This is a genomic window from Streptomyces sp. NPDC013187 (assembly GCF_042899705.1).
Taxonomy (GTDB): domain Bacteria; phylum Actinomycetota; class Actinomycetes; order Streptomycetales; family Streptomycetaceae; genus Streptomyces; species Streptomyces hawaiiensis_A.
Map to the genome: position 1 here is coordinate 132,925 of NZ_JBIBAF010000004.1, position 12,358 is coordinate 145,282.

At 72.9% G+C, this 12,358-nt stretch carries 13 protein-coding genes and 1 tRNA gene; 8 read left to right on the forward strand and 6 right to left on the reverse strand.

Features of this window, described 5'->3' with window-relative positions:
• Window positions 1-126 precede the first annotated feature (126 nt).
• Window positions 127-1,350: an FxsB family cyclophane-forming radical SAM/SPASM peptide maturase gene (locus tag ACFY5B_RS09125; protein WP_389966768.1), complete on the forward strand. Its 1,224-nt coding sequence runs from the start codon at window positions 127-129 to the stop codon at window positions 1,348-1,350.
• Between the two features lie 8 nt (window positions 1,351-1,358).
• Window positions 1,359-2,714, forward strand: coding sequence for an HEXXH motif domain-containing protein (locus ACFY5B_RS09130; RefSeq protein ID WP_389966771.1), 1,356 nt, complete (start codon window positions 1,359-1,361; stop codon window positions 2,712-2,714).
• A 97-nt stretch (window positions 2,715-2,811) separates the two neighbouring features.
• On the opposite strand, the gene ACFY5B_RS09135 is transcribed toward ACFY5B_RS09130, so the two are convergent.
• The 3 genes from ACFY5B_RS09135 to ACFY5B_RS09145 all read right to left on the reverse strand — a co-directional run bounded on the left by ACFY5B_RS09135 (window position 2,812) and on the right by ACFY5B_RS09145 (window position 3,519).
• Window positions 2,812-2,889: a 50S ribosomal protein bL37 gene (locus tag ACFY5B_RS09135; RefSeq protein WP_370443954.1), complete on the reverse strand. Its 78-nt coding sequence runs from the start codon at window positions 2,887-2,889 to the stop codon at window positions 2,812-2,814.
• Between the two features lie 230 nt (window positions 2,890-3,119).
• A tRNA-Pro gene (locus ACFY5B_RS09140) sits at window positions 3,120-3,193 on the reverse strand.
• A 44-nt stretch (window positions 3,194-3,237) separates the two neighbouring features.
• Complete coding sequence (locus tag ACFY5B_RS09145; RefSeq protein ID WP_389966773.1) at window positions 3,238-3,519, reverse strand: hypothetical protein; 282 nt, start codon at window positions 3,517-3,519, stop codon at window positions 3,238-3,240.
• A 267-nt stretch (window positions 3,520-3,786) separates the two neighbouring features.
• Between ACFY5B_RS09145 and ACFY5B_RS09150 the strand changes: the two genes are divergently transcribed.
• Complete coding sequence (locus ACFY5B_RS09150; RefSeq protein WP_389966776.1) at window positions 3,787-4,131, forward strand: cupin domain-containing protein; 345 nt, start codon at window positions 3,787-3,789, stop codon at window positions 4,129-4,131.
• Between the two features lie 13 nt (window positions 4,132-4,144).
• Here ACFY5B_RS09150 and ACFY5B_RS09155 read toward each other — a convergent pair whose 3' ends face one another.
• A complete protein-coding gene (locus ACFY5B_RS09155; RefSeq protein WP_389966779.1) occupies window positions 4,145-5,143 on the reverse strand; it encodes a LacI family DNA-binding transcriptional regulator in 999 nt (332 codons plus the stop codon).
• Window positions 5,144-5,254: 111 nt separating this feature from the next.
• Between ACFY5B_RS09155 and ACFY5B_RS09160 the strand changes: the two genes are divergently transcribed.
• Window positions 5,255-6,418, forward strand: coding sequence for a Gfo/Idh/MocA family protein (locus ACFY5B_RS09160; RefSeq protein WP_389966782.1), 1,164 nt, complete (start codon window positions 5,255-5,257; stop codon window positions 6,416-6,418).
• Between the two features lie 10 nt (window positions 6,419-6,428).
• On the opposite strand, the gene ACFY5B_RS09165 is transcribed toward ACFY5B_RS09160, so the two are convergent.
• Both ACFY5B_RS09165 and ACFY5B_RS09170 read right to left on the reverse strand, forming a co-directional pair.
• Window positions 6,429-7,040 carry a TMEM175 family protein gene (locus tag ACFY5B_RS09165; RefSeq protein WP_389966785.1) on the reverse strand — a complete coding sequence of 204 codons (612 nt, stop codon included), beginning with the start codon at window positions 7,038-7,040 and terminating at the stop codon, window positions 6,429-6,431.
• 64 nt (window positions 7,041-7,104) lie between these two features.
• Window positions 7,105-8,136 carry a LacI family DNA-binding transcriptional regulator gene (locus ACFY5B_RS09170; RefSeq protein WP_389966788.1) on the reverse strand — a complete coding sequence of 344 codons (1,032 nt, stop codon included), beginning with the start codon at window positions 8,134-8,136 and terminating at the stop codon, window positions 7,105-7,107.
• A gap of 108 nt (window positions 8,137-8,244) precedes the next feature.
• Between ACFY5B_RS09170 and ACFY5B_RS09175 the strand changes: the two genes are divergently transcribed.
• The 4 genes from ACFY5B_RS09175 (at window position 8,245) to ACFY5B_RS09190 (ending at window position 12,325) form a co-directional block, all read left to right on the forward strand.
• Complete coding sequence (locus ACFY5B_RS09175; RefSeq protein ID WP_389966791.1) at window positions 8,245-9,402, forward strand: phytanoyl-CoA dioxygenase family protein; 1,158 nt, start codon at window positions 8,245-8,247, stop codon at window positions 9,400-9,402.
• A gap of 8 nt (window positions 9,403-9,410) precedes the next feature.
• Window positions 9,411-10,187 (forward strand): SDR family oxidoreductase, encoded by a 777-nt coding sequence (locus tag ACFY5B_RS09180; RefSeq protein ID WP_389966794.1) that lies wholly within the window; start codon window positions 9,411-9,413, stop codon window positions 10,185-10,187.
• Between the two features lie 120 nt (window positions 10,188-10,307).
• The gene (locus tag ACFY5B_RS09185) at window positions 10,308-11,312 is read left to right on the forward strand and encodes a Gfo/Idh/MocA family oxidoreductase (protein WP_389966797.1); all 1,005 of its coding nucleotides are present in this window, start codon (window positions 10,308-10,310) and stop codon (window positions 11,310-11,312) included.
• Window positions 11,309-12,325 carry a Gfo/Idh/MocA family protein gene (locus tag ACFY5B_RS09190; protein ID WP_389966800.1) on the forward strand — a complete coding sequence of 339 codons (1,017 nt, stop codon included), beginning with the start codon at window positions 11,309-11,311 and terminating at the stop codon, window positions 12,323-12,325. Before ACFY5B_RS09185 ends, ACFY5B_RS09190 begins: the two co-directional genes overlap by 4 nt.
• Window positions 12,326-12,358 lie beyond the last annotated feature (33 nt).

Consider the following 12,358-nt stretch of genomic DNA (forward strand, 5'->3'; position numbering starts at 1 on the left):
GCGGTGGCGGCCCCGGGCGACAATTCTCGATGTTGACGGTCTGTCACCGGCCCCGAATACTGGGCCCAATGGCGTGGGCCGGCCGGGCGGGCACGGGCCGGTCGGCATGCGAACCGGGGGGTGCGTATGAATCGGCTGCGCCATGCGGAGCCGCCGTGGCCGGTCGCGGCCGACGTCGTGGCCAGGGAAGCGGCCGGCTGGGTGCCCGCGCCGTTCCACTCCTTCGTCCTGAAGGTGCACAGCCGCTGCGACCTGGCCTGCCAGTACTGCTACATGTACCGCGCGAGGGACCGTAGTTGGCGCGAGCAGCCACGCACCATGACGCCGGACACGGTGGACCGTACGGCCGGGCGCATCGCCGAGCATCTCGCGGCGCACGGGTTGCGCGAGGCCGGTGTGGTGCTGCACGGGGGTGAGCCGCTGCTGGCGGGTGAGGCCGCTCTCGGGCGCGCCGCCTCGGTCCTGCGTGCCGCGGCCGGTCCCGGCGTACGACTGCACCTCGCGCTGCAGACCAACGGTGTGCGGCTGACCGAGCGCTGGCTCGACCTGTGTGCCGAGCACGGCATCCGCGTCTCGGTCAGCCTCGACGGGGACCGGGCGGCGCACGACCGGCACCGCCGTGGCGCCGACGGGCGCGGCAGCCACGCCCGGGTCGCCGACGCGGTGCGCCGACTGGCCGACGGGCCCCATCGCGGGCTGTTCGCGGGCCTGTTGTGCACCATCGACCTCCGCAACGATCCGGTGCGCTGCTACGAGCACCTGCTGACGTACCGCCCGCCCGCCGTGGACTTCCTGCTGCCGCAGGGCAATTGGCACACTCCCCCACCCGGGCTGCGCCCGGGCACGCCGTACGCGGACTGGCTGTGGCGGGTGTTCGAGCGGTGGTACGGGGCCGGGCGGCGGGAGACCCGGGTGCGGCTGCTCGAGGACATGATGGCGCTGCTGCTCGGCGGATCCCCGGAGACGGAGGCGCTGGGCGTGGCCCCGGTGCGGTACGCGGTCGTGGAGACGGACGGTTCGCTCGCCCAGGACGACACGCTGCGCACCGCCTACCACGGCGCCGCCCGGACGGGCCTGCACGTACGGCGCGACTCCCTCGACGCGCTGCTGCGGCATCCGGGCGTCGCGGCCCGGCAGTGGGGCCTCGACGGCTTGTCCACGCAGTGCCGTGACTGCCGGCTGCGGCGGGTGTGCGGAGGCGGTCACTACGCCCACCGCTACCGTGCGGCCACCGGGTTCGCCAACCCCAGTGTCTACTGTGCGGACCTGGCCGCCCTGATCACGCGGGTCAGGGGACGGCTGGCCGCGGACCTGGACCGGCTGCGCACCGCCGCGACGGAAGCGGCATGAGGGGGCCCGTGCCGCTCCGTGTGCCCGGCAGGCTCTTCACCGCGCTCGCGACGGGCGGCGGCGGGGCCGACGCCCTGCGTCTGCTGGCCCGCGCCGAGTACAGCCGCCGACTGGCCTGCGCACTGGCGGTGACGCGGGCCGCCGGTGAGGCCGGCGGGGAAATGGCCGACGCGGCCGCGCGGGCATGGGAACTGCTCACGGCCGCCCAGCGGACCGATCCCGAGGCCGTGGCCGCGGCCCTGTCCCATCCCTCGGCGGGCACCGCGCTGACAGGCCTGCTGGCCCGGCTGGACCGGTTCGCCGAGGGCGGGAGCGGCGTGGCGTGCGCGCCCCCGGTCCACTGGTTCAGTGCCCTGGCCGCGGCCGCCGCGGTTCGCGCGGGTGTGCCGGGACGGGTGCGGTGGCCGATGACGACGGACCAGGTGTTCCTGCCCTCGCTCGGCGGGGCACGCTTCCCGGGCGCCCGGCCCGGTGACCTCGCCGAGGTGGTGGTGGACGCCGGGGGCGCGGCCCGGATCGGAGTGGCGGGGCTCGGTTCCCCGTCCGGTCCGGTCGAGGTTCCGCAGGTCCCGTCCGGGCCGTCCGGCCGGTGGCGGGCGGCGCACCGGCTCGTGGTGCCGGACACCGGCGCGCCGCTGCTCCTGGACGACGCCGATCCGCTGCGCTTCCCCGGTGTCCCGGAACGGCCGCTGGGGCTGACCCCGGGCGACCTGCGCTGGTGGGAGGCCACGGCGCGGGAGGCCGGCCGTCTGCTGCGGGACCACCACCCGCGGACGTACGCCGAACTCGTCGCCGGTCCGCGCACGTTGGTCCCGGTCGACCGCCCGGGCAGCTTCAGCGGCAGCAGCGCTGAGGCGTTCGGCGCCATGGCGCTGTCCCGGCCGCGCTCCGCGCGGGGTCTGGCGCTGTCCATGGCCCATGAGATGCAGCACGGCAAGTTCGCCGCGGTCTTGCACCTGTTCGACCTCTTCGAGCCGGACGGCCAGGAGCTCTACTACGCGCCCTGGCGCCCCGATCCGCGCCCCCTGCTCGGCCTCTTCCACGGAGCGTACGCACACCTGGGCGTGGCGGAGTTCTGGAACCGGCGCCGGGACGTGGAGCAGGACACCGCGGAAGTCACCCTGGCGGAGGCCCAGTTCGCCCGCTGGCGGACGGGCGCCCGGGAGGCCACGGAGGTCCTGCTGGCCTCCGGCCGCCTCACCGCCCTCGGGCAGCACTTCGCGCGGACGATGCTGGGCGCGCTCGACGCCCTGTGCCGGCTCCCGGTCCCGGCCGAGGCCCGCCGCCGCGGCATGGCTCTGGCCGCCGAGCACCGCGCGGCGTGGGTCCGCAGGAACGGGGTGCCGGAGGCGCAGCTGATCTGACCTGCTCGGGACCCGTCCTCTTGAGGCGCCTGCGAACGCAAACGGGTGGGTGGCATCCGCCACCCACCCGTTTGCGTCGACGCACCCGCAGGACCTTTCAGGACTGCGGACGGCTGCCGTGGTTCGCGCCGTTCTTGCGGCGGGCCTTCTTCTTGCGACGTCGCTTCGAGGACATCGAACCTCCTCTTTCCGGCTTTCGGTCACCATCCACCGGACTGCCGCGTCCGGTGATTACAGAGCCACTTTCCAGCCGACGCGAACGCAAACACACACGATGCGGATGTACGCGGGTGGCCTATGTCACGGCGGTCGGAGCAGCAGCGCTCTCCACCCCTGAACACGGACATACGCAAGGGCTGTTTTCGGGTACCTCCGAAAACAGCCCTGCCTTGCGACTCATACGAGTCGGGACGACAGGATTTGAACCTGCGACCCCTTGACCCCCAGTCAAGTGCGCTACCAAGCTGCGCCACGTCCCGATGCGTCTCGCGCGGGTGGATCCGCGTGATCACGCAGGTCAACCCTACCGCATGGGGACCCGTTCCCCGACCCGCTCCCCGGCTCGTCCCCCGGCTCGCTCACCGTCTCGCTCACCGATTCGTTCTCCGCCCCGCGCCGCCGGCCGGTCCGGTCGCCGGGTCCACCCCGAGAGCCCCACCGTCGAGACGGCCACGGCGAGAACGGCCCACCAGGGGAGTCCCGCCGTGGTGGCGAAGCCCGCGAAGGCCGCGAAGGCCAGGAGGGCCGTGACCACACCTCCGGTCAGTTCGGCTCGCCGGGCGGATTGTCCCCGCGTCTCGTCCACGTCCTGCTCCCCCTTCGCCCGCACGCTCGCACGCCCCGGCCATCGCAGCCGCAGGGCATATGCCGCAAACAATACGCGAGTCGGCGGGAACTCCCGACCAGGGCATAGGGGTTGAGACGGACAACGGGGACGGGGCCGGTGCGGTAGCGCCCGGTGTCAGCGGCACGCCCCTGCGCGAACCCGAGCGACGAAGTGTCCGCCCGACCCGGCCGGGACCCCACACTCTGTCGAGGCCGTTCCCCCGCCGATCAGGGCTAGGGTCGCCGCATGACGCACAGCTTCGTACTGCACATCCCCGACGCCGAGCTCGAACCCGAGCCCCTCGCGCCGGAGCAGATCGTCTCCGGAACGCCCGAGGTCTCCGGCAAGGTCGTGTGGGAGTCGGAGGACGGCCGTCAGGTCCGGGGTGTCTGGCAGATCACGCCCGGCGTGGTCACCGACACCGAGGCCGACGAACTGTTCGTCGTGATCAGCGGCTCGGCGACGATCGAGGTGGAGGGCGGGCCGACCCTCACGGTCGGACCCGGCGATCTGGCCGTCCTGCGCGAGGGCGACCGTACGACATGGACGGTGCACGAGACGCTGCGCAAGGCCTACGCGATCAACCTCTGAGCGAAGTGAGTGGTCAGGGCGCCGGCGCCGTCGAACCCCGGATCTCCAGGGTCGGCGTGGCCAGTTGGACCCGGCCCGCTCCGCCGCGGCCCTCGAAGCGCTCCAGGAGACAGCGGGCCGCGCGGCGGCCGACCTCGTGGCTCGTGTTGTCGACCGTCGTGAGCCACACGTGCCGCAGCCGGGCGATGCTCGTGTTGTCGTAGCCGACGACGGACAGGTCGCGCGGGACCCGCAGCCCCAGCTCCTCGGCCGCCGAGAGCACGCCGATGGCGGCCATGTCGTTGACGGCGAAGACGGCCGTGGGCCGTTCGGGGCCGCTGAGCAGCCGGACGGTCGTGCGGTAGCCGCCCTCCTCGGTCATGTCGCTCGGTTCGACCACCGCCCGCTCCGCGAGGCCGTGCCGGCGCATGGTCGCCTCGAAGCTGCCCCGCCGCAGCTCGCCCACCGCGCCGTAGCCCGCGATGTGCGCGATGCGGCGGTGCCCGAGGCCGATCAGGTGCTCGGCGACCAGCCGGGCGCCCCGCTCGTCGTCGCCCGCCACCACGTCCACGCCCGGCGGGGCCGGTTCGCGGGAGCCGGCCAGTACGACCGGGATCCGCTCGGCCACCGCACCGAGGGCCGCCGGGTCGGGCAGCGTGCCGACCACGACCAGGCCGTCGACGCGCAGGTCCAGCAGCGGATCGGCGGGGTCCTGGCCGGTGCGGCGGTTGAGACGGGCGTCGGCCAGCAGCATGTGCAGGCCGTTGGCGTGCAGCAGGGAGTTCAGGCCGTCAAGGAGGTCGACGAACCAGGGGTTGCGCAGGTCGTTGAGGAGGACGCCGACGGTGCGGGTGCGCTGTTCGCTGAGGCTGCGGGCGGCGGCGTTGGGCCGGTAGCCGAGCTCCCGGGCGGCCCGGAGCACGGCGTCCCGCTTCTCGGGGCGTACCTGGTCGGAGCCGCGCAGCACGAGGGAGACCAGCGACTTGGAGACACCGGCCCGCTCGGCCACGTCCCGGATCGTCGGCGGTCTCATGAGATGGACCGTTCCATGAGGCGCCACGGCTTGTCAAAGGGTTGACAACGTCGGCGAACCCCGCCCAGGGTGGCCTGGACAGGTTATGGAACGGTCCAAAGAGGGGCTCTCATGGTGGACACGCTCGGCGTCGCCGTCGTCGGATTCGGCTGGATGGGCCGGGTTCACACCCAGGCGTACGCGCGCGTGCGGCACCACTATCCGCAGTTGCCCCTCGTCCCGCAGCTGGTCACGGTGGCGGAGGAGGTGCCGGGCCGGGCGGAGGAGGCCGCCGCGCAGTTCGGGTTCGCCTCCACGACCCGCGACTGGCGCGAGGTGGCCGCCGACCCGCGGGTGAAGGCGGTCAGCATCACCGCGCCGAACTTCCTGCACCGTGAGATCGGCATCGCCATGGCCGAGGCGGGCAAGCACATCTGGATCGAGAAGCCGGTGGGTCTGACCGCCGAGGACGCCGGCGCGGTGGCGGACGCGGTCGCCGAGGCCGGTGTGCAGGGCACGGTGGGCTTCAACTACCGCAACGCGCCCGCCGTCGAAACGGCCCGCGAGCTGATCGCCGCTGGGGAGATCGGCGCGGTCACGCACGTGCGCATCCGGCTGTTCAGCGACTACGCGGCACACCCCGAGGGCGCGCTGACGTGGCGCTACGAGCGGGAGCGGGGCGGCAGCGGGGTGCTGGGCGACCTGGCCTCGCACGGCGTGGACCTGGCCCGTCATCTGCTCGGCGACATCACGTCACTGACGGCCGACACGGCGATCTTCCTCCCGGAGCGGGCCCGCCCGTCCGGCGCCACGGCCGGCCACAGCCGCGCCTCGGGCGGTGAAGTCGGCCCGGTCGAGAACGAGGACTACGTCAGCTGCCTGCTGCGCTTCGCCTCCGGGGCGCGCGGTGTCCTGGAGGCCTGCCGGGTGTCGGTCGGCGAGCAGAACAACTACGGCTTCGAGGTGCACGGCACCAAGGGGGCGGTGTTCTGGGACTTCCGCCGCATGAACGAGCTGGGCGTCAGCCGCGGCACGACGTACCAGGACCAGTCCGTGACCACGGTCCACGTCGGCCCGGGCCACGGGGAGTTCGCCGCGTTCCAGCCGGGCGCTGCGAACGCGATGGGGTACGACGACCTGAAGGTCATCGAGGCGTACCGCTTCCTGCGGTCGGTCGCCGAGGGCATCCCGTTCGGGGCGACGCTCACGGATGCCGTGCACAGTGCGGCCGCGCTGGACGCCATGGCGAAATCGGCGCGCAGCGGTGCGTGGGCGGAGGTCGCCGGGCGGGCCTGAAGCGGTCCCGTCACCCCCGGGTCTGGCCCCGTCGGCCCAGGTAGACCTTCACCGGGACGAGGACGAGCCACAGCCACATGACGGCGGGGCCTGTCACGAAGACGAGCGGCACGGTGACGAGGAAGACCACCACGATCGTGGCGCTGTCGAGCAGGTTGAGCGGGGCCGCCGCCTCGGTGGGCGTGCTGTGGCGCAGCCAGGGGCGCCTGGCAAGGACGGCGGCCACCGCCAGGTGGCAGGCGCCCAGCGCGGCGACGGCCCCGGCGTAGACGGCGACCGACACGGACTGGTCGCCGTACTCGGCGAGCAGCCGGGTGGGGAAGGGCACGAGGGCCGCGACGCCGAAGCCGACGACGGACAGGCTGATCACCTGTCCGTCGACCTCCCGCACCCCGCGGAAGATCCTGCGGTGGTCGCGCCAGTAGCTGCCGAGCACCGCGACGCTGATCGCGTAGGCCCCGAGGTCGGGCAGTACCTGGCGCAGGGCCTCCCGGTACTCGTCGGGCTCCAGCTCCCGGGGCACGGAGAGATCCAGGACGAGCAGGGTGATGGCGATGGCGAACACGCCGTCGGCGAGCGTCAGCAACCGGTCCGGCCCGCCGTCCGGGCGTGATGTCCACATGGGCCCGACGGTAGGCGCGGCGCGGGCCCCGCTTCCGGATCCACGCCCGGCCGCGCCGTCCGGATCACACGGCCGCCTGCGGTGGCATGTTGTACGGCGTCACCACCTGGATCGCCGACGGCAGGGTCGGCCCCGCCGGGGGCAGCGCGTCGTGGGCGCGCATGACGGTGTGGCACGCCTCGCGTACGTCCTGGCGGAGGTCGTGGTGGAGCACGGCGGACAGGCGGTGCTCGCGCAGCAGGCGCGTGTTGTCGTGGTCGAGATCGTGCGCGACGAACACCGCGCAGTCGCGGCCGAGGTCGTCGAAGGCCCGCAGCGTGGCGATGTTGCCGCCGCCGATCGAGTACACCGCGCGGATGTCCGGGTCGCGCTCCAGTGCGGCCCGGACGAGGTCGTACTGGGTGGTGTCCAGGCCCTGGCCCTCGGCGATCTCGACCAGTGTGCGCTCGGGGTGCCGGGCGCGCATCGCGCTGCGGAAGCCCATCTCGCGCTCTTCCTCGTTGCGGAAGAAGCCGCTGCTGAGGCTGGTGAGGATGTTGCCCGGGCGCTCCCCCAGCCACTGGCCCATCAGGTACGCGGCCGTAGCTCCCGCAGCCCGGTCGTCTATGCCGACGTAGGCGAGGCGGGCGCTTGCGGGCAGGTCGGTCACCAGGGTCACGACCGGGACGCCGACGGCTTCGAGCCGGCCGACCGCGGCGGTGACCTCGGGGACGTCCGGGGCCTTGAGGATCACTCCCTGCGAGCCGCGCCGGGCGATCCGGTCCAGGGTCCGCACCAGCTCCGCGGCCGGACCGGTCTCGCGGAAGTGGAAGCGGGAGCGCAGCACCGCCGGACGCAGGGACGGCAGCTCGGCCTCCAGGGCGGCGCGGATCGCCGTGGTGAAGCGCTCGGGCGCCTGCATCACGATGTCGACCATGAACGTCCGTCCGACGAGCCGCACCTGGGTGCGCTGCCGGTCGAGATCGGCGATGGCCTGGCGGACCTCCCGTGCGGTGCTCTCGCGCACCCCGCCCCTGCCGTTCAGCACCCGGTCGACGGTCGCCTCGCTCAGGCCTGCCTGACGGGCGATCTCCCTGATCGGGAACGGATGCCCCATGCGTCGGCTCCTTGAGGGGTTTTTGATGGCTCACTGCTGGTTGTTCGAGGGGTTTGTACTGACAAGAATGACAGGGCTGCGTCGCTCCGTGACCCCGAAGGGACGACGATGTCCTTCACTTCCCTCCACCACCGTGCCTGGCTGTCCGAGCAGGAGTGCGATCTCGACGCGTTCCGCGCGCTGGTCGAGCAGGCCACCGACCCCGCCGACTATCCGCACGCCTCCGCAATGGAGAGCAACGTGCCCGTCTACGACTGCGGGCTGCTGGAAGGTGACCGGGTGGTCCAGGCCGAGCTGGTGCGGGCGCTCGCCGACGGGCCCGGCATCGTGGTCTTCCGCGGCGCCTTTCCCGACCCGCGGATCGTGGACCGGGCCACCGACGTCTTCGAGGCGCTGATCGCCGAGCAGCGCGCGTCGGGCGCGGTGGCCGGTGACCACTTCGCCGCGCCGGGCGCCAACGACCGGGTGTGGAACGCGCTGGAGAAGGCGGCCCTGTACGACCCGGAGGCGTTCGCCGACTACTACGCGAACGACACCCTGGCCCTGGTGGCCGGCGCCTGGCTGGGCCCCGGCTACCAGGTCACCTCCCAGCTCAACGTGGTCAACCCGGGCGGTACGGCGCAGACGGCGCACCGCGACTACCACCTGGGCTTCCTGTCGAACGACGTCGCCGCCGCCTATCCGGCGCACGTGCACCGACTCGCCCCCGCGCTGACGCTGCAGGGCGCGGTCGCGCACTGCGACATGCCGGTGGAGTCGGGGCCGACGATGTACCTGCCGCATTCGCAGAAGTACGAGCCGGGCTATCTCGCCTGGCGGCTTCCGGAGTTCCGGGCGTACTTCGAGGCGCACCAGGTGCAGCTGCCGCTCGCCAAGGGCGACGCCGTGTTCTTCAACCCGGCCCTCTTCCACGCGGCCGGCACCAACCTCTCGGCCGACATCCGGCGCATGGCCAACCTGCTGCAGGTGTCGTCCGCGTTCGGGCGTGCGATGGAGACGGTGGACCGGGAGGCGGTGGCCAACGCGGTGTACCCGGTGCTTCTCGCGCGCAAGGCCGAGGGCGCCGACCAGGCGTGGCTGGACCAGGTGATCGCGGCGAGCGCCGAGGGCTACCCCTTCCCCACCAACCTCGACAGCGACCCGCCGGTCGACGGCCTGGCCCCGCCCTCGCAGGCGGACCTGGTGCGGCGGGCGCTGCGCGAGACATGGACGCCGGAGGCGCTCCGGGCGGAGCTGCGGGCCGGTGCCGAACGGCGAGAGAGCTGAGGAACTCGATGGGACTTCTCGACGACAAGGTCGTCCTGGTCAACGGCGGAAGCCAGGGGGTCGGGGCGGCCATCGCCCGGGCCGCGGTCCGCGAGGGGGCGGTCGTGGCCGTCACCGGCCGGCGCCCCGAACCGGGCGAGGCCCTGGTGGCGGAACTGACCGCCGCGGGCGGCAAGGCCCTGTACGTCCGGGCCGACCTGTCGGACGCCGAGCAGGCGAAGGCATCCGTGGCCCGGGTCGTTCAGACGTACGGCCGGGTCGACTGTCTCGTCAACTCCGCCGGTCTGACATCCCGGGGGACGTTGCTGGACACCACGCCCGAGCTGTTCGACCAGCACATCGGGATCAACCTCAAGGGCCCGTTCTTCGCGATGCAGGCGGCGGTGGCGGACATGGTGGGGCGTGAGGCACCCGGCACGATCGTCAACATCATCACGTCGTCGGCGCACGGCGGGCAGCCGTTCCTCGCACCGTACGTCGCCGCCAAGGCCGGGCTGATCGGACTGACCCGCAACGCCGCACACGCCCACCGCTGGGACCGGGTCCGGATCAACGGCCTGAACATCGGCTGGACGGCGACGGAAGGGGAGGACGCCACGCAGAAGGCCTTCCACGGGGCGGGGGACGACTGGCGCGAGGAGGCCGCCGCGAGGCTGCCGATGGGCAAGTTGGGGCAGCCGGACGAGATCGCCGACTTCGTCGTGTTCCTGCTGTCGGAGCGGTCCGGGGTGGTCACCGGGTCGGTCATCGACTGGGATCAGAACGTGTTGGGGGGACTCGACTAGGGATTTGCCGCGGATCGTCGTCGGTCGTGTGCGGCGCCGTAGTGGCTCATCGCGCAGTTCCCCCCGCCCCCAGGAGAAGGGGCGTAGCACCACTCCCAAGGATATCTAGGAGCAACACCCATGCGTATCGGAATCCTCGGCCTCGGCCGTATCGGCGCCTTCCACGCCGAGACCCTCTCCGGACTCGACGCCGTCGACTCCCTCGTCGTGACCGACCCGTTCGCGGACGCAGCCAAGGCCGCCGCCGAGCGGTTCGGGGCCGATGTCGTGGACTCGCCGGAGGCGCTGCTGGCCGCCGGTGTGGACGGCATCGTCGTCGCCGCCGCGACGGACGCCCACCCGGCGCTGATCCTGGCCGGGGTCGAGGCGGGTGTCCCCGTCTTCTGCGAGAAGCCCGTCGCCAGGACCATGGCCGAGGGGGTCGAGGTGCTCAAGGCCGTGGCCGGCCGGGACGTGCCGATCCAGATCGGCTACAACCGCCGTTTCGACGCCGGGTTCGTCAACGCCCGCGCGGCCGTGCAGAGCGGTGAGCTGGGCAAGCTGCACACGGTCCGCTCGACGACGCTGGACCCGGCGCCCCCGCCGGCCGCCTACATCGCCGCGTCCGGTGGCATCTTCCGCGACTGCTCGGTGCACGACTTCGACATCATCCGCTGGGTGACGGGCCGCGAGGTGCGGGAGGTGTACGCCGTCGGCGGCAACCGGGGCGCCGAGTACATCGAGGAGGCCGGTGACGCCGACACCACCGGCGCGATCCTCACCCTCGACGACGGCACCATCGCGGTCGTGTCCAACTCCCGTCACAACGCCCGGGGTTACGACGTCCGCATGGAGATCCACGGCTTCCAGGACTCCATCGCGGTCGGCCTGGAGGACAAGCTGCCGCTGCGCTCGGTCGAGCCCGGGGTGACCTTCCCGGCGGGCACCCCGCACGACTTCTTCATGGACCGCTTCACCGAGGCCTACCGCGCCGAACTGACCGCGTTCACCGAGGTCGTGGCCGGCACGCGCCCGTCGCCCTGCACGATCGAGGACGCCCTGGAGGCGGGCTGGATCGCGGACGCGTGCACGCTGTCGCTGCACGAGCACCGTCCGGTGACCATCGAGGAGGTACGCCGGGCATGAGCGAGAAGGGCCGGGAACCCCTGCGCATAGGTGTGCTGGGGGCCGCGCGGATCACCGAACGCTCCCTGATCGACCCGGCCCGGGCGAGCGGCCACCGCCTCGTCGCGGTGGCCGCCCGCGACCGCGCCCGAGCCGAGGCGTTCGCCGCCGGGCACGGCGTGGAGCGGGTCGCCACCTCGTACGCCGAGCTGATCGCCGACCCCGGGATCGACGTCGTCTACAACCCGCTCGCCAACGGCCTGCACGGGCCGTGGAACCTGGCGGCCCTCGCGGCCGGCAAGCATGTGCTGTCGGAGAAGCCGTCGGCGAGCAACGCCGAGGAGGCGAGGGAGGTGCGGCAGGCCGCCGGGAGAGCCGGGACGGTCTTCATGGAGGCCTTCCACTACCTCTTCCACCCCGTCACCCGGCGCCTCCACGAGTTGCTGGCCTCGGGGGAGCTCGGCGAGCTGCGGCGCGTCGAGGCCATGGTCGCCATCGCCGCACCGCCGGACACCGACCCGCGCTGGTCTCTGCCGCTGGCCGGCGGCGCCCTGATGGACCTCGGCTGCTACAGCCTGCACGCGCTGCGGATGCTCGCCCCGTGGGCGGGCGGCGTCCCGCGCCTGGCCGCGGCCCGGGCCGGGGAGCGCGCGGGCGCGCCCGGGGTCGACGAGTGGCTGGACGCGGAGCTGGAGTTCCCCGGCGGCGCCACCGGCTCGGCCCGCTGTCACATGGCGTACGACGGTCTGGACATGAGCATCCGGATCGTCGGCTCCCGGGGCGAGGCGACGGCCCCGAACTTCGTCCTGCCCCAGATGGACGACCGGGTCGTGATCCGCACACCCGAGGGCGAGCGCACGGAGCACCTCGGCACGCGCTCGTCGTACACGTACCAGCTGGAGGCGTTCGCGGCCCGGGTGCGGGAGGGCACGCCGCTTCCGCTGGACGCGGACGACGCGGTGACGACGATGGAGCTCATCGACGCCTGCTACCGGAAGGCCGGGTTCGAGCCCCGGCCGCGGACCAGTATCTGACCCAACACGAAGAAGGGCCCGGGGCGTGACCCC